Source organism: Micromonospora endolithica (assembly GCF_003626595.1).
Taxonomy (GTDB): Bacteria; Actinomycetota; Actinomycetes; order Mycobacteriales; family Micromonosporaceae; genus Micromonospora; species Micromonospora endolithica.
Genome location: NZ_RBAK01000003.1, coordinates 474,497 through 489,267 on the forward strand (window position 1 = coordinate 474,497; position 14,771 = coordinate 489,267).

General features: G+C 72.3%; 18 protein-coding genes. 13 read left to right on the forward strand and 5 right to left on the reverse strand.

What is annotated here, in order from left to right:
* Position 1 precedes the first annotated feature (1 nt).
* Positions 2-2,308: a malto-oligosyltrehalose synthase gene (treY, locus tag D7223_RS11455; RefSeq protein WP_120727945.1), complete on the forward strand. Its 2,307-nt coding sequence runs from the start codon at positions 2-4 to the stop codon at positions 2,306-2,308.
* Positions 2,308-4,035 (forward strand): malto-oligosyltrehalose trehalohydrolase, encoded by a 1,728-nt coding sequence (gene treZ / locus D7223_RS11460; protein WP_120727947.1) that lies wholly within the window; start codon positions 2,308-2,310, stop codon positions 4,033-4,035. Before treY ends, treZ begins: the two co-directional genes overlap by 1 nt.
* 60 nt (positions 4,036-4,095) lie before the next feature.
* Here treZ and D7223_RS33475 read toward each other — a convergent pair whose 3' ends face one another.
* The gene (locus tag D7223_RS33475; protein ID WP_238161843.1) at positions 4,096-4,338 is read right to left on the reverse strand and encodes a hypothetical protein; all 243 of its coding nucleotides are present in this window, start codon (positions 4,336-4,338) and stop codon (positions 4,096-4,098) included.
* Between the two features lie 61 nt (positions 4,339-4,399).
* Between D7223_RS33475 and D7223_RS33480 the strand changes: the two genes are divergently transcribed.
* The 3 genes from D7223_RS33480 to D7223_RS11475 all read left to right on the forward strand — a co-directional run bounded on the left by D7223_RS33480 (position 4,400) and on the right by D7223_RS11475 (position 6,085).
* Complete coding sequence (locus D7223_RS33480; protein ID WP_272948687.1) at positions 4,400-4,558, forward strand: DapH/DapD/GlmU-related protein; 159 nt, start codon at positions 4,400-4,402, stop codon at positions 4,556-4,558.
* 106 nt (positions 4,559-4,664) lie between these two features.
* Complete coding sequence (locus D7223_RS11470; RefSeq protein ID WP_120727949.1) at positions 4,665-5,159, forward strand: GNAT family N-acetyltransferase; 495 nt, start codon at positions 4,665-4,667, stop codon at positions 5,157-5,159.
* 275 nt (positions 5,160-5,434) lie between these two features.
* Positions 5,435-6,085: a maleylpyruvate isomerase family mycothiol-dependent enzyme gene (locus D7223_RS11475; RefSeq protein ID WP_120727951.1), complete on the forward strand. Its 651-nt coding sequence runs from the start codon at positions 5,435-5,437 to the stop codon at positions 6,083-6,085.
* Between the two features lie 130 nt (positions 6,086-6,215).
* Here D7223_RS11475 and D7223_RS11480 read toward each other — a convergent pair whose 3' ends face one another.
* Positions 6,216-6,656 (reverse strand): MarR family winged helix-turn-helix transcriptional regulator, encoded by a 441-nt coding sequence (locus D7223_RS11480; protein ID WP_120728203.1) that lies wholly within the window; start codon positions 6,654-6,656, stop codon positions 6,216-6,218.
* Between the two features lie 87 nt (positions 6,657-6,743).
* Between D7223_RS11480 and D7223_RS11485 the strand changes: the two genes are divergently transcribed.
* On the forward strand, positions 6,744-7,154 hold the full coding sequence (locus D7223_RS11485) for a nuclear transport factor 2 family protein (protein WP_120727953.1): 411 nt from the start codon (positions 6,744-6,746) through the stop codon (positions 7,152-7,154).
* Positions 7,155-7,198: 44 nt separating this feature from the next.
* Here the strand turns inward: D7223_RS11485 and D7223_RS11490 are convergent, their stop codons facing one another.
* Entirely contained in the window at positions 7,199-7,600 is a 402-nt protein-coding gene (locus D7223_RS11490; protein WP_238161821.1) for a RidA family protein, read from the reverse strand.
* Between the two features lie 91 nt (positions 7,601-7,691).
* On the opposite strand from D7223_RS11490, the gene D7223_RS11495 reads away from it, so the two are divergent.
* Positions 7,692-8,711: a helix-turn-helix transcriptional regulator gene (locus tag D7223_RS11495; RefSeq protein ID WP_120727957.1), complete on the forward strand. Its 1,020-nt coding sequence runs from the start codon at positions 7,692-7,694 to the stop codon at positions 8,709-8,711.
* A gap of 18 nt (positions 8,712-8,729) precedes the next feature.
* Here the strand turns inward: D7223_RS11495 and D7223_RS11500 are convergent, their stop codons facing one another.
* Positions 8,730-8,969, reverse strand: coding sequence for a winged helix-turn-helix domain-containing protein (locus tag D7223_RS11500; RefSeq protein ID WP_120727959.1), 240 nt, complete (start codon positions 8,967-8,969; stop codon positions 8,730-8,732).
* Between the two features lie 186 nt (positions 8,970-9,155).
* Between D7223_RS11500 and D7223_RS33485 the strand changes: the two genes are divergently transcribed.
* The 4 genes from D7223_RS33485 to D7223_RS11515 all read left to right on the forward strand — a co-directional run bounded on the left by D7223_RS33485 (position 9,156) and on the right by D7223_RS11515 (position 12,411).
* Positions 9,156-9,320 carry a hypothetical protein gene (locus D7223_RS33485; RefSeq protein WP_238161824.1) on the forward strand — a complete coding sequence of 55 codons (165 nt, stop codon included), beginning with the start codon at positions 9,156-9,158 and terminating at the stop codon, positions 9,318-9,320.
* Complete coding sequence (locus tag D7223_RS11505; RefSeq protein WP_238161825.1) at positions 9,310-10,437, forward strand: helix-turn-helix domain-containing protein; 1,128 nt, start codon at positions 9,310-9,312, stop codon at positions 10,435-10,437. Before D7223_RS33485 ends, D7223_RS11505 begins: the two co-directional genes overlap by 11 nt.
* Positions 10,438-10,561: 124 nt before the next feature.
* Positions 10,562-11,083, forward strand: coding sequence for a SigE family RNA polymerase sigma factor (locus D7223_RS11510; RefSeq protein ID WP_120727963.1), 522 nt, complete (start codon positions 10,562-10,564; stop codon positions 11,081-11,083).
* Entirely contained in the window at positions 11,080-12,411 is a 1,332-nt protein-coding gene (locus tag D7223_RS11515; RefSeq protein WP_147252522.1) for a hypothetical protein, read from the forward strand. Before D7223_RS11510 ends, D7223_RS11515 begins: the two co-directional genes overlap by 4 nt.
* A gap of 67 nt (positions 12,412-12,478) precedes the next feature.
* Here the strand turns inward: D7223_RS11515 and D7223_RS11520 are convergent, their stop codons facing one another.
* Positions 12,479-13,108 carry a GNAT family N-acetyltransferase gene (locus D7223_RS11520; RefSeq protein ID WP_120727967.1) on the reverse strand — a complete coding sequence of 210 codons (630 nt, stop codon included), beginning with the start codon at positions 13,106-13,108 and terminating at the stop codon, positions 12,479-12,481.
* Between the two features lie 187 nt (positions 13,109-13,295).
* On the opposite strand from D7223_RS11520, the gene D7223_RS11525 reads away from it, so the two are divergent.
* Both D7223_RS11525 and msrA read left to right on the forward strand, forming a co-directional pair.
* Positions 13,296-14,186, forward strand: a complete 891-nt coding sequence (locus D7223_RS11525; RefSeq protein ID WP_120727969.1) for a redoxin family protein — start codon at positions 13,296-13,298, stop codon at positions 14,184-14,186.
* A gap of 44 nt (positions 14,187-14,230) precedes the next feature.
* Positions 14,231-14,749 (forward strand): peptide-methionine (S)-S-oxide reductase MsrA, encoded by a 519-nt coding sequence (msrA, locus tag D7223_RS11530; RefSeq protein ID WP_120727971.1) that lies wholly within the window; start codon positions 14,231-14,233, stop codon positions 14,747-14,749.
* The last annotated feature ends 22 nt before the right edge of the window (positions 14,750-14,771 follow it).

The window sequence follows — 14,771 nt, forward strand, 5'->3', positions numbered from 1 at the left end:
GATGCCCGACACCCCCCGACCCACGTCCACCTACCGGGTCCAGGTCCGTCCGGGCTTCGACCTGGACGCCACCGCCGGGCTGGCCGGCTACCTCGCCGACCTCGGCGTGACCCACCTCTACAGCGCCCCGCTGCTGACCGCCACCCCCGGCTCGCAGCACGGCTACGACGTGGTGGACCACCGGGCGGTCAACCCGGAGGTGGGCGGGGAGGCCGGCCGGCAGCGGCTGCTGCGGGCGCTGCGCGCCGCCGGCCTCGGCCTGGTCGTGGACATCGTGCCCAACCACGCCGGAGTCGCCCAGCCGGCGGCCAACCCGGCCTGGTGGGACGTGCTGCGCCGGGGACGCGACTCGGCGTACGCCGGCTGGTTCGACATCGACTGGGACCGGGGCCGGCTGCTGCTCCCGGTCCTGGCCGACGACCCGGCGGCGCTGGACGACCTGAAGGTCGTCGACGGGGAGCTGCGGTACCACGAGCACCGCTTCCCGATCGCCGACGGCACCGCCGACGGCACCCCCCGGGAGGTGCACGACCGGCAGCCCTACGAGCTGGTGTCCTGGCGGCGCGGCGACGCCGAGCTGACGTACCGCCGGTTCTTCGCCGTCTCCGACCTGGCCGGCCTGCGGGTGGAGGACCCGGCGGTCTTCGCCGCCACCCACGAGCTCGTGCTGGCCTGGGCGGCGGCCGGGGAGGTCGACGGCATCCGCGTCGACCACCCGGACGGGCTGCGCGACCCGGCCGGCTACCTGGCGCGGTTACGCGCCGCCGCGCCCGCGGTGTGGCTGGTGGTGGAGAAGATCCTGGAGTACGGCGAGGAGCTGCCGGACTGGCCGGTCGACGGCACCACCGGGTACGACGCCCTCGCCGCGGTCACCGGCCTGTTCGTCGACGGCGAGGCGGAGGGACACTTCACCGCCCTGGACGCCCGGATCACCGGCCGGCACACCTCCTGGGAGGACCTGACCCACGCCACCAAGCTGGAGGCGGCCACCCGGCTGCTGTCGGCGGAGCTGACCCGGCTCGCCACGCTCGCCCCGGACGTGGCCACCGACGACGCCCGCGCGGCGCTGGCCGAGCTGGCCGCCGCGTTCCCGGTCTACCGCGGCTACCCGCCGCATGGCGCCCGCTACCTGGCCGCCGCCCGCTCCGAGGCCGGCCGCCGCCGCCCCGACCTGACCGGCGCGCTGGACGCGGTCACCCGCCGGCTGCGCGATCCCGAGGACGAGCTGGCGCGGCGCTTCCCGCAGCTCACCGGCGCGGTGATGGCCAAGGGGGTGGAGGACACCGCCTTCTACCGGTGGAGCCGGTTCGTCGCCCTCAACGAGGTCGGCGGCAGCCCGGCGCACTTCGGCACCCCGCCGGCGGAGTTCCACCGCTTCGCCGCCGCCCGGCAGGTGCGCTGGCCGGCCAGCATGACCACGGTCTCCACCCACGACACCAAGCGCGGCGAGGACGTCCGGGCCCGGCTGGCCGTCCTCAGCGAACTGCCCGGCCGCTGGTCGGAGCAGGTCACCCGGTGGATGGGCCGGGCACCGCTGCCCGACCCGGCCTTCGCCCACCTGCTGTGGCAGACCGCCGTCGGCGCCTGGCCCGTCGAGCGCGAGCGGCTGCACGCGTACGCGGAGAAGGCCGCCCGGGAGGCGTCGGTCTCGACCAGCTGGGCCGACCCGGACCCGGGCTTCGAGGACGCGATGCACGCCCTGGTCGACGCCCTCTACGACGACCCGGCGCTGCACGCCGAGCTGAACGCGTTCGTCGCCGAGATCACCCCGGCCGGCTGGTCGAACTCGCTGTCGCAGAAGCTGGTGCAGCTGAGCATGCCCGGCGTGCCGGACACCTACCAGGGCACCGAGCTGTGGGACAACTCCCTGGTCGACCCGGACAACCGGCGACCGGTCGACTTCGCCGTACGCCGGGATCTGCTGGCCCGCCTCGACGCCGGCTGGCGGCCCGAGGTCGACGCCGGCGGGGCGGCGAAGCTGCTCGTGGTGTCGCGGACGCTGCGGCTGCGCCGGGACCGGCCGGAGCTGTTCACCGGCTACCGGCCGGTGCCGGCGCACGGCCCGGCGGCCCGGCACGCGGTCGCCTTCGACCGGGGCGGCGCGGTCGCGGTGGCCACCCGGCTGCCGCTGACGCTGGCCCGGGCGGGCGGTTGGGGTCACACGATCGTGTCACTTCCGGTTAACGCCGTTACCGACCTGTTCACCGGTCGGGTCTACAGTGGTGGGGAGGTCCCACTGGCCGATCTGCTGGCCACCTATCCCGTCGCGCTGCTGGCTCCCGTAGCCGAGTCCGTGGAGGCCGCCTGATGACCGAGTTCACGGTGTGGGCGCCCGATGCCGCCCGGGTCCGGCTGCGCCTGCCCGGTGCCGCCGACCACGACATGCGGGCCGACCCCGACGGCTGGTGGCGGGTCGACGTGCCCGACGCCGACGGGGACTACGCGTTCCTGCTCGACGACGACGAGACCCCACTTCCGGACCCACGGTCGCGGTGGCAGCCGCACGGCGTGCACGGGCCGAGCCGACGCTACGACCACGCCGCGTTCGACTGGACCGACCAGGCGTGGACCGGCCGGCAACTGCCCGGCAGCATCCTCTACGAGCTGCACATCGGCACGTTCACCCCGGAGGGCACGTTCGACGCGGCGATCGGCCGCCTCGACCACCTTGTCGACCTCGGCGTCGACATGATCGAGCTGCTGCCGGTCAACGCCTTCAACGGCGAGTACAACTGGGGTTACGACGGCGTCTGCTGGTACGCCCCGCACGAGCCGTACGGCGGCCCGGACGGGCTGAAACGCTTCGTCGACGCCGCCCACGCCAAGGGGCTGGGGGTGATCCTCGACGTTGTCTACAACCATTTCGGGCCCTCCGGGGCCTACGCGCCGATGTTCGCGCCCTACCTGACCGAGCAGAGCAACACCTGGGGCCGCACCGTCAACCTGGACGGCCCGCACTCCGACGGGGTGCGCCGCTACATCATCGACAGCGTGACGATGTGGCTGCGTGACTACCACGTGGACGGGCTGCGGCTGGACGCCGTGCACGCGATGCCCGACTCGCGCGCCACCCACTGGCTGGAGGAGGTGGCCGTCGAGGTCGAGACGCTCTCCACCCACCTGGGCCGGCCGCTGTCGCTGATCGCCGAGTCCGACCTCAACGACCCGACGCTGATCACCCCCCGGGAGGCCGGCGGGTACGGCCTGCACGCCCAGTGGAACGACGACGCCCACCACGCGCTGCACACCCTGCTCACCGGGGAACGGCAGGGCTACTACGGCGACTTCGGCTCGCTGGAGTGCCTGACCGAGGTGCTGACCGGCGGTTTCTTCCACACCGGCACGTGGTCGTCGTTCCGCAACCGGTCGCACGGCCGGCCCGTCGACCGGCAGCGCACCCCCGGGCACCGGTTCGTCGCCTACCTTCAGAACCACGACCAGATCGGCAACCGCGCGGTTGGCGATCGCCTCTCGGCCTCGCTGTCGCCCGCGCTGCTGCGGGTCGGGGCCACGCTGCTGATGACCGCCCCGTTCACCCCGATGCTGTTCATGGGGGAGGAGTGGGCGGCCTCCACCCCGTGGCAGTTCTTCACCGCGCATCCGGAACCGGAGCTGGCGGTCGCGGTGGCCACCGGGCGTCGCCGGGAGTTCGCCGCGCACGGCTGGCCGCCCGGTGAGGTGCCCGACCCACAGGATCCGCAGACCTTCGTACGCTCCCGCCTCGACTGGGCCGAGCTGGACAAACCCGAACACCGCGAGATGTACGAGTTCCACCGGCGGCTGATCGCGCTGCGCAAGTCGTTGCCCGACCTGTCCGACCCGCGCCTGCACGAGGTCGACGTGCGGCACGGCGACCAGTTCCTGGTGATGCGTCGGGGCGAGTGCCTCGTGGTGGCGAACCTGGCTGGTCGGGCGCAGGGGATCTCGCTGCCGGGGGTGGTGCGGCGGGTGCTGCTGGCCACCGGCGAGGGCGTCACGGTGATGCGGGACCGGATCCAGTTGCCGGCCGAGACGGCGGCGATCGTCGCCCTGTGAGGGGGCCGCCCGCCCTTGATCGACTCCGGTTCGGTGAAGTCGGGGTGTCGTCGGTAGCCTTCACCGGCGCGCCGGTGAGATTTGCCCGGTTGCCGAGGCACCAGGAAGGCTCGTGTCGTGTCCAACGACCGCCTCATGCGTATCCACAGCGCGCAGTTCCGGGCCATGGCCGAGCGGGTCCTGCGGGTCACCGAGCTGACCTCTCGCCTGAATGTCCTGCCTTTCGAGGACGAAGCGGGCAGGGCTGATCTGTTCGAACAGATCGTCGGCAGGCCGCTGCCGGCGAAAGGTCACGTTCATCACCAGCGGCCACCCGGTCGATCCAGAGGAGCGGCGGCTGTACCTCACGGGCGCGCCCATCGACGTGGCCGAGAACGTGTGGATCGGCGCTGGTGCCACGATCCTGCCCGGCGTCAGCATCGGCCGTGACGCCGTGGTCGCCGCTGGCGCGGTCGTGACGGATGACGTTCCGCCAGCAAGCCTGGTCACCGGTACCAAGGCGACCGTGCGCCGACGGTGGTGAGAGGGGCCTCGTCGTGCTGAGGATGTCATGACCAGAAACAACCAGGCGCCGCCCCACGTCGTGGCCGAGCCGCCACGTCTGCTGCGTCGGCCCTAGGATCGGGACGATGCAGGAGGTTGAGCTGACGGTTCGGCCAGCGAGCTTGGCGGATGTTCCTTCACTCGTGGAGTTGCGCCTGGCCAACGCCCAGGCGCACCTCGCTCTCGACCCTGGCATCTACCGCATTCCGCAGCGTGAGGCGGTGGTGTGCCACTTCACGGCCATGCTGGCCGACGAGCCGGGGCGGGACGCTGTTCTCGTCGCCGAGGCTCATGATGGCCGCGCGGTCGGGATGATCGAGGTGTTGCGGCAATCCGATCCGCCGGAGCATCAGATCCTGCGTCCCGAGCCTTCGGCGCAGGTCCACACGGTTGTGCTGCCCGATGCCAGGGGACTCGGGGTGGGATCAGCCTTGCTGAAGGCCGCTTGTCGGTGGGCGACCGACCGGGGCATCATCTACCTGTCGGCCGGTATCTACCACCGCAACATCGATGCAGTGCGCTTCTATCGCAGGCACGGCTACACCAACGCCGGGTTCTCCCTGGGCAGACGGCTGGATTAGGGCCTGCGCTGTTGGTCATCGGAGCCAGATGACGGCGGCGATGAGCACCAGACCTGCGCGGTGGAGGGATGCCCGCTCGGCGTAGTGGGTGGCCAGGGGCAACTTCGGGGAAGATGCTGTCACCCGGGGCGCGGAAGCCGCATCTTCCCCGAAGTTGCCGGGCCCACGGCGCGGTGATCTGTCGGCACGGGTCTGCTCCGGCGTCGGGGGCCGGTGAGTTTGGGGTGCCGGCGGAGTCTGTCCCGGTGTCACGATGGTCTGATCCCGGAGGTTCCATGTCCGACGTCCTGTCCCGCGACGAACTGTGGGCCCTCGCCCACGCCGAGCGCGCCGCACTCGCCGAGGACCTCGCCGGCCTCGACGGCGGGCAGTGGGAGCGGCGGTCGCTGTGCGACCGGTGGACGGTGCGGGAAACCGTCGCCCATCTGACGGCTGCGGCGAGCGTCGGCCGGCTGCGCTGGGTGGCCAGTGTCCTGGCCGCCCGGTTCGACTTCGGCCGGCACAACGACCGGCGGCTCGCCGAGCAGATGGGTGCGAGCCCGGCGGAGACCCTGGAGCGGTTCCGGCGCATCATCAACAGCACCACCTCGACGTTCGGCCCGACCGAGGCGTGGCTGGGCGAGGTGGTCATCCACGCCCAGGACATCCGGCGTCCCCTGGGCATCGCGCGGACGCCGTCGATCGAAGCCCTCACCCCGGTCGCCCGCTTCTTCGCCGGGCGGGACTTCACCGTCGCCGGTCGTAGCGCGATCGAGGGCCTGCGGGTCGAGGCGACCGACGGTCCCTTCGCCGCCGGGGACGGTCCGCTGGTCACCGGCACGACGGTCGCGCTGATGATGGCGATGGCCGGGCGGGGCGCGTACTGCGACGACCTGACCGGCCCGGGCGTGCCCACGCTGCGGGAGCGGTGCGCCGCCGCCGGCTGAGCCGTAGGCGGGCCGCGCCGGGAACGGCTCAGCCCGGCCGGGAGGCGTACGACGGAACTGCGGTATTTCTCAGTGACATTTTCATGTCACCCAGAAATACCGCACCACCATCTCCCCGCCTCCGCGACGGTCATTCCGGTTCGTGGTGGGCGAGCACCTGGCTGAGCAGCCGGGTCAGGGTCTGCCGGTCGGCGGCCGGCAGCGGTGCGAGCAGGTCGTCCTGCACCTGGTCGAGTAGGCCGTCCATGCGCCGGAGTTGGCGGACGCCGCTGCTGGTGAGGGTCACCCGGTTGCGCCGTCCGTGGTCCGGGTCCGGTGCCCGGTCGACATGGCCCAGCTCGACCAGTCCGTTGACCGCCGCGACGACGTCGCTGCGGTCGATGCGGCACCGGCGGCCGAGCTGGGCCTGGCTCGCCGGCCCGAACTCGTCCAGGGCGGCCAGGATGCGGTAGTGGTACCCGCGCGCCCCGGCGGCGGCGAAGCCCTCGGACACCAGCCGGCGGGCGTGTACGGCCAGCTGGGTGATCAGCCAACTCGGCTTCGCCGCCAGGCGCTGGGGGATCTCGTTCATGGTGGCCACTCTATCGGTGTTGGCCTGACCAACACTCTGGGATAGTGTTGGTCAGGCCAATGTTGGAGTTGCCATCAAAGGAGCGTCATGTCCACTGCCACCCCGACCGCCGACCGGATCGAGATCGGCGAGCTGTTCGCCCGTCTGGCCAACCTGCTCGACGAGGGTCGCGACGACGACGTCCACCGGGTCTACCACGCCGATGTCGTGGTGCGCTCCCCGCGCGCCGAGCTGCACGGCCTCGACGAGGTGACCGCCTTCCTGAAGGGGAGCCGGGTGGCGGGGGAGCGCACCCAACACGTACACGGTGACGTGCTGGTGCGGGTCGACGGCGACCAGGCGACGGCCACCACGAACCAGCTCGTGTACTTCTACCGCGACGGCGCGCCGCCGCACCGGACCAGCGGCCTGCGGGAGACCTGCACCGCCGTACGGACCGCCGAAGGCTGGCGGATCAGCGACATGCGCATCACGCTCGCCTGGACGCAGGAGCGGTGACGACACGATGAGCGTCGCCGCCGTCGTCGCCCGGCGTAGCCGGGTCACGCGACGGCGGTTCCCTCAAGTTCGACCATCTGGCCGGGGATCGCCAGCCGGGTCACCCCGAGCATCGTGGTGGTCGGCGCCACCCCGGCGCCACCCAACCGCGACGCCAGCACGCCGTAGTGCGGGAACAGCAGGTCGACGTCGGTGGTGTAGACGTTGAGCCGGACGAGGTTCGCCAGCGACATGCCGGCCCCGCCGAGCACGGCCTCCAGGTTGTCCAGGCTCAGTGCCAGTTGCGCCGCCATGTCGCCGTCATGCCGGGGCTCGCCGTCCGGGCTCATCGCGGTCTGCCCGGAGCAGTACAGGGTCCGGGTGTGCCCGGAGACGACCTCCCCCTGGTTGAATCCCATCGCCGCCGACCACGTCACCGGGTTGACCGCCGTACGTTCCACTGCCACCTCAACTCCATTCGCTCCATCGGGTGTCTCCTGGCAAGCCTTCCAATCAATCACGACATCCTGTGTCGCGTATTGAGTAGAGTTCTTTCGTATGCGCGCCGACCGGTTGGTCTCGCTGGTGTTGCTGCTGCGCCAGCGCGGTCGGCTGACCGCGGAGACCCTGGCCCGCGAGCTGGAGGTGTCCACCCGCACCGTGCTGCGCGACATCGAGGCGTTGTCCGCGGCCGGCGTTCCGGTCCATTCCGAGCGTGGTCGGCACGGCGGGTTCGCGCTGCTGCCGGGGTTCCGGACCGAACTCACCGGACTGAACCACGACGAGGCCCTTGCCCTGCTGACCGCCGGATCGGGGCGCGGCGAGCGGGTGTTCGGCCTCGGTTCGGCGCTCGCCTCGGCCATGCGCAAGGTGGTCGACGCGTTGCCCGACGGCCATCGGGTCACCGCGACGGACGCGGTCCAGCGGTTCCTCGTCGAGCCGGAGACCGACCTGCTCTCCCGTCGGCTGGCCACCGAGGAGGTGCCGGACACGACGATGATCGAGGTCCGCCGCGCGGTGCTCGCCGGGCACAAGCTGCGCATCCACTACGCGGCCACCGGCCAGGCGCCACGATGGCGAACCGTGGACCCCATCGGCCTGGTCACCGTGCGCGACCGGGCCTACCTGCTGGCCACCAGGTCCGGCGCGGACCGCACCTACCGGCTGTCGCGGGTGCTGGCCGCCGAGGAACTTCCCGAACCGGCGCAGCGACCGGACCGGGTCGACCTGGACCGGGCCTGGCGGGAACGCCGCACTCGGTTTCTGGCCGACGGCCACCTCACCGTGCTGGTACGGGTCAACCCGGCGCGGCGGGAGGACCTGCTGAGCACCGCGCTGGCCGTCCGCGCCGAGGAACCCGAGGAGGACGGCTGGCTGCGGCTGGAGGTGACCTTCCAGGACTCCCGCCACGCCGAATGGGCGCTGTGGCAACTGGGCCTCAACGCGGAAGCCCTGGCCCCGCAATCGTTGCGGACCACCCTGCGCGACCGCGCCGCCGCCCTCGTCACCCGCTACGGAGACCCATCCGAAGGGGTGGGCCGCGTTCCGCATCGGGGGTCGCGCGTTGCTCGACGCTGAGGCGGTAGCCAGCCGAGGCTAGTCCGCGACGAAGACGCCTACGCCCGGAAGCGTCTCGGTCATCCCCTTGATGCGTAGCACCTGCATGGCACGGTCGATCACGGGCTCGGTGACGTCGTAGTGCTCGATCAACTCTCGACGGCTCGGCAGCTTCGCGCCAGGCGGAAACTCGCCGGACGCGATGCGTTCGGCAAGGTCGTCGGCGATCTGCTCATAGCGGTAACGCGGCGGCACGGTGTTCCCCTCGGTTGGCAACACGAGTACTACCACCTACGTCAGCCCTTGACTTCCCAACGGTACCTATGGGAGGTTGCCGAGGAGGTCGACTCCTCGGTTGGCGCTGTCGGGCCGTCCTCGCAGGCGTGGATGTCCGACGTTCCCCGTGATCGGACATCCACGCCCCGTAAGGAGAAGCGTGCGGAAGACGGGCGTGATGGAGGCGGAGTGCAGGGCCGAGACAAGGATTCGACGCGCCGAGGTGAGCGGATCGACGCGGCCGAGCGGGAGGCGGCCAAGCGGCGTCTTCTCGCGCAGGCCGAGGCGGACCGCGTACCCACCGACGACCCGACCCGCGCGGTCCCGGACCGGCGGTGGAAGCGTGACCGATGAGCTGCCGATCGGTCGCCGGGTGGCGCGCTGGCGGGTACGGCGGCGGATGACCCAGCAGATGCTCGCCGACCGGCTCGGCCGGTCGAAGTCCTGGGTGGACAAGGTCGAGCGCGGGGTCCGCTCCCTGGACCGGCTTCCGGTGATCCAGGAGGTCGCCGACGTGCTGCGGGTCGATCCGCTGACGCTGCTCGGCGCGACGAGAACGCCGACGCCGGCCGGGATCCCCGAGGGTGTGGAGGGGATCCGGACGGCGTTGGCCCGCTACGACGCGGTGCCGGGCCGGCCCGTGCCGGCGGGGGAGGTCGGGCACGCCTGGCTGGCCTACCAGCACGCGCACTACCCGCAGTTGGTCCGGCTGCTGCCCGGGCTGCTCGGCGCCGCGCAGGGCCACGGCGCGCCGGAGGTGCTCGTGCCGGCCTACCGGATCACCTCGGCGCTGCTGGTGAAGCTGGGCGAGGCCGACCTGGGGTGGCTGGCCGCCGACCGGGCGGTCGGCGCGGCGGGCGGCGACCCGGTGCTGGCCGCGACGGCGGCGCTGTCGGTCGGGCAGGCGCTGCGCGCGCTGGGCCGCGACCGGCTGGCACTGGCCGCGACGGTCGCCGCCGCCGGCCGCCTGGACACCGCACCCGCCGGGTGGGCGGTGCGGGGAACGTTGCTGCTCCAGGCCGCACTGGCCGCCGCCGGTTGCGGCGCGGCCGGCCGCGCCGGGGAGCTGCTCGGTCAGGCCGACGACCTGGGCGTACGCGCCGGAGGCGACGACCCGCACCACACCGGCTTCGGTCCGCTCGCCGTGGAGCTGGCGCGGGTGCTGGTGGCGGCCCGGCGGGGCGACGCCGACGAGGCGGTACGCCGGCACGCGGCGGTGCGGCGGCTGCCGGGCTGGTGGCGGCTGCCCGCCGAGCACCGCGCGGCCTACCTGGTGGACGTCGCGCGGGCGTACCTCCGGGTCGGTGACCTGCGCGGGGCGGCCCGCGCGTTGGTCGACGCCGACGCGGTGGCGCCTTGCGAGGTCCGGTGCCGGCCGACGGTGCGTACGCTGATCGCCGAGGTCGCCGCCGGTCAGCCGGCGCCGGCCGGCGTGGCGCGACTGGCGACGCTGGTCGGCCTCAGCCGGTGAGCAACCGGGAGAAGTGGTACGCCTGCCACATCCCCCCCGGGGGTTTCTTCCGGCCGGGTAGCACGACCGGTAAACCTCGCTGGCCGATCCGGTGTCTTGCTCGGTGATGAGGCCGGGAGGTCAGATGACGGATTCGCGTGGAGCGGAGTTCGACGACTTCGTTCGCACCCGATCGCTGGTGCTGTTGCGGGTCGCCTTCCTGCTGACGGGAGATCGACACGCGGCGGAGGATCTGCTTCAGGAGGTGCTGGAACAGGTCTACGTGCGGTGGCGTCGGGTCCGCAGCAGCCCCGAGGCGTACGCGCGGCGTGCGTTGGTGAACCGGTCGATCAACCGGTGGCGCTGGCGTGCCCGGCGACCGGAGCAGGCGTTGGGTGCCCACGACCGAGTGGCCCGGGACCATGCCGACGGCGTGGCCGTTCGCGAGGTGGTCGTCCGGGCGCTGCGGGCCCTGCCGGCCCGGCAGCGGGTCGCGGTCGTCCTGCGCTATCTGGAGGACCTGTCGATCGCTGACGTGGCGTCGGCGATGGGCTGCTCCGAGGGCGCGGTCAAGAGTCACGCCGCCCGTGGGCTGTCCCGCCTCCGGGTGGAGTTGGCCGAATCGCAACCCGTCCTGACCCTTCCAGACAACGGGAGTTCACGGTGACTTCGAACGACAGCGACGTGCGCGAGGTCCTGCACCGCGCGACGGATCACCTGGTCGGCCCACCGGGGTTGCTCGGCGAGGTGCGCCGGGGTGGCCGGCGCCGGCTGGTGCGTCGCAGAGCCGTGCTGGCGGCCGTCTGCGCGGCCGTGGTGGCGGTGCCGTTGGGCGGTGCGCTCCTGCTGACGGGAGACGCGCGGGAGGCGCAGGTCGCCGTGCCACTGCTGGACGTGCCCACTCGCGGTGACCTGGCCGGCGACGAGAGCTATCTGCGGCAGGTCCGCGAGGCGTGGCACCGCCGACTGAAGCAGACGGAGACAGGGGTGTCGGGCGAACCGCACATCGTGTGGGCCGGCACTACTCCTGCTGGCCCGGCCGCCTACGTCGTCCACCGGGCTTCGGACAACGTGGTGGTGAGCGAACCTGCGAATGACCGGATGGTCGCCGTGGCGGCGTTCGTCGAACCCACCGCCGACGGACCGCGCGTCATGACGATGGAGACAGTCACCGACGCCGGAACCGACGGCAACTCGCAGGCGGCACTACTTGGCCCGCAACGTGACGTGCTGCTCGTGCTCGACTTCGGACAGCCGGTGCAGTTCTCGCCGACACTGGAGTACCTGTCGGACGGCAGAGTCGAACGACGTTTTCAGCCGGTGGTGTTCCGGGACGGTGCGGCCGTACTCGCGGTGCGGCCACAACGCACGAAGATCACGGTCGGGCTCTCCAGGACGCCGATCAGGCAGGAGAACGTCGTTCACATCGTCAACGCCACCGACATCCTGTTCCCGAACGGCGACAGCCCGTCGCCGACGTTGCTCAGGTACGCCCTGCCCGGGGTGGAACAGGTGTGGGGCGGCGACCCCACCACTGCCGAGTACCAGAACGCACCGGGCGGTCAGGAGGTCAGCGCCCAGGGCACCGAGGCTCTCGCCGACTACATCGACCCGGTGGGCACCCACCGCGGCGACGGTTCGCCCCTGCTGTCCGTCTACGGCTCGGCCCCGGACGGACGGCGACTCCTGGTGGAGACCATCCAGTACGACGACGAGCCCGCGCGCGTGATCGCGCTGCTCGCCCGCGACGACGCTCCGTTCCAGGCGGTGGCCAGCACGTTCGCGGATTGGTCGGCACCTCTGCCGGTGCGACTGCGACTCCCCGACGATCAGGGCGTTCTCGTCGCCGCCGAGGGCGCGGCGCTGAGCTACCGGATCGGCGACGGCGCCTGGCAGGGCGCCGGCCGGAATGTGGCGCTCCTGCCCGCCGACGCCACCGCGGTACGTGTCACCGATGCCAGCGGAACCGTGCGGACCGTCCCGGTGACGTCCTGACCCGTCGTGCCGCTGCCGCCCACGCCGGTGCCGGCCGGCGTGGCGCGGCTGGCGACGCCGGTCGGCCTCAGCCGGTGAGCGGCCGGGGGGCGCGGTACGCGCGCCACATCTCGCGGGTCATCTCGTACTCCACCTCACCCTGCTCCGTGCCCGGCAGCGGGTCGTCCCAGGACGGGAACCAGGTGCGGACATAGCGCATCCCGACGGTCTCCATCACCCGCCGGGACCCGGTGTTCACCGCCATGGTCTGCGCGATCACCCGGCGCTGCCCGACGGTGTCGAAGGCGTGCCGCAGCAGGGCCCGCGACGCCTCGCTGGCCAGGCCCTTGCGCCAGTGCCGGCGGATCATCCGGTAGCCGAGGTCGGCCACCGCCGGGTCGTCGGGCTGGTCGGGGCCGTGCGCGGGAGGGAGCATCATCAGCCCGACGAACTCGCCCTCGTCCTCGGTCGCCGGTGGCGTCGAGCCCGGGGCACCGCCGTCGGTGCCGAACGCCATCCAGTAGCCCAGGCCGTCCACCATCCCGGACAGCTTCATCCGCTGCTCGTGCGCGGCGACCACCTCGTCGGCCGACCGGGCCCGGCCGAAGAGGTAGCGGAGCACCTCCGGGTCGGAGTCGAGCTGGATCTCCAGGTCGAGGTGCCGGTCGGCGAGGGGGACCAGCAGCAGGCGGTCGGTACGCAGGGTCGGTGCGGGCATGCGGCAACGGTCGCACGGCGGAATCGGCCGCGGCGACCGGTTTTCGCCACCGGCAGACCGGTCGCCCGGACCGGAGGTCGCGGGCGGGCGCGGCATGGCCTCCGTCGGAGCGGGAAGGCACGTGTCGTCAGCGCGGACCGACCGGGGGAGGCGGCACCATGGCGGACACATCACCCAGGGCGCGGACATGACCCTGCGGCTGCCTCCGATCACCGTGACGCGGTGGGTGAACTCGCCGCCGCTGACCCCTGAGGACCTGCGTGGCCGGGTGGTGCTGGTGGACATCTGGGAGTACACCTGCGTCAACTGGATCCGCACCGCCCCGTACGTCCGGGCGTGGCACCGCGACTACGCCGACCTGGGCCTGACCGTGGTCGGCGTGCACGCCCCCGAGTTCGCCTTCGGCCGGGATCCCGGCAACGTGGACCGGGCGGTCCGCGAGCACCGTCTCGCCCATCCGGTCGCCGTGGACGACGACTTCACCTTCTGGCGGGCGCTGGGCAACGACGCGTGGCCGGCGAAGTACCTCTTCGACGCCGACGGTCAACTCGTCGACCGGTGGGTGGGGGAGGGCGACTACGAACAGGTCGAGTCGGAGATCCGTCGACTGATCGAGGTCCGGGCCCCCGGCACCAGGCTGCCGCCGGTCAGCGCCGAGGTGACGGCCTTCGCCCGGACCGGGCAACCGACCTACGTCGGCATCACGCCGGAGACGTACCTCGGTGCCGACCGGGGCCGGCCGGGCTCGTTCGGGGTGACCGGCGACTGGCGCAGCGCCGGAGAGTACGTCGAACTCGTCGCCGGTGGCGGGGAACTCGCCCTGCCGTTCGAGGCCGGTGAGGTGAACCTCGTCCTCGACCCGGGACCCGCCGGACTGGCCGCGGTCCGGGTGCTGCTCGACGGGGAGCCGATCGGCGACGCGCGCGGGGCCGACGTGCACCCGGACGGGGTCGCGCTCTTCGACCGGCCGGCCATGTTCCGGCTGGTCGCCGGGGCGTCCCGGACCGACCGCCACCTGCTCACCCTGGTCGCCGACCGGCCGGGTCTGCGGGCGTACGTCTTCACCTTCGGCCCGTAGGGCCGTCCTGACCACCGACCACCGACCCGGACGGGAGCGCGACGATGACCGACACGACCGAGAAGGCGATTCTGGCCGGCGGCTGCTTCTGGGGGATGCAGGATCTCATCCGGAAGCGCCCCGGCGTGTTGTCCACCCGCGTCGGCTACACCGGCGGGGACATACCGAACGCCACCTACCGCAACCACGGGTCGCACGCCGAGGCGATCGAGATCGTCTACGACCCGGCCCGGCTGACCTACCGGGACCTGCTGGAGTTCTTCTTCCAGGTGCACGACCCGACCACGGTCAACCGGCAGGGCAACGACGTGGGGGAGAGCTACCGGTCGGCCATCTTCTACACCGACGACCGGCAGCGCGAGGTCGCCGAGGACACGATCGCCGACGTGGACGCCTCCGGTCTCTGGCCCGGCAAGGTGGTCACCGAGGTCAGCCCGGCCGGCCCGTTCTGGGAGGCCGAGCCGGAGCACCAGGACTACCTGGAACGCAACCCCGGCGGCTACACCTGCCACTTCGTCCGGCCGGACTGGAAGCTCCCCCGGCGCGGAGCGAACGCCGCCTGACGGGTGCGACCGCCACCTGAAC

Coding starts and splice junctions, on each gene's coding strand:
- D7223_RS11495 (WP_120727957.1), top strand. CDS start 7,692: ATGCGCGCCGACCGGTTGGTCTCGCTGGTGTTGCTGCTGCGCCAGCGC.
- D7223_RS11475 (WP_120727951.1), top strand. CDS start 5,435: ATGTCCGACGTCCTGTCCCGCGACGAACTGTGGGCCCTCGCCCACGCC.
- D7223_RS11520 (WP_120727967.1), bottom strand. CDS start 13,108: ATGCCCGCACCGACCCTGCGTACCGACCGCCTGCTGCTGGTCCCCCTC.
- treZ (WP_120727947.1), top strand. CDS start 2,308: ATGACCGAGTTCACGGTGTGGGCGCCCGATGCCGCCCGGGTCCGGCTG.
- D7223_RS11525 (WP_120727969.1), top strand. CDS start 13,296: ATGACCCTGCGGCTGCCTCCGATCACCGTGACGCGGTGGGTGAACTCG.
- treY (WP_120727945.1), top strand. CDS start 2: ATGCCCGACACCCCCCGACCCACGTCCACCTACCGGGTCCAGGTCCGT.
- D7223_RS11485 (WP_120727953.1), top strand. CDS start 6,744: ATGTCCACTGCCACCCCGACCGCCGACCGGATCGAGATCGGCGAGCTG.
- D7223_RS11510 (WP_120727963.1), top strand. CDS start 10,562: ATGACGGATTCGCGTGGAGCGGAGTTCGACGACTTCGTTCGCACCCGA.
- msrA (WP_120727971.1), top strand. CDS start 14,231: ATGACCGACACGACCGAGAAGGCGATTCTGGCCGGCGGCTGCTTCTGG.
- D7223_RS11480 (WP_120728203.1), bottom strand. CDS start 6,656: ATGAACGAGATCCCCCAGCGCCTGGCGGCGAAGCCGAGTTGGCTGATC.
- D7223_RS11470 (WP_120727949.1), top strand. CDS start 4,665: ATGCAGGAGGTTGAGCTGACGGTTCGGCCAGCGAGCTTGGCGGATGTT.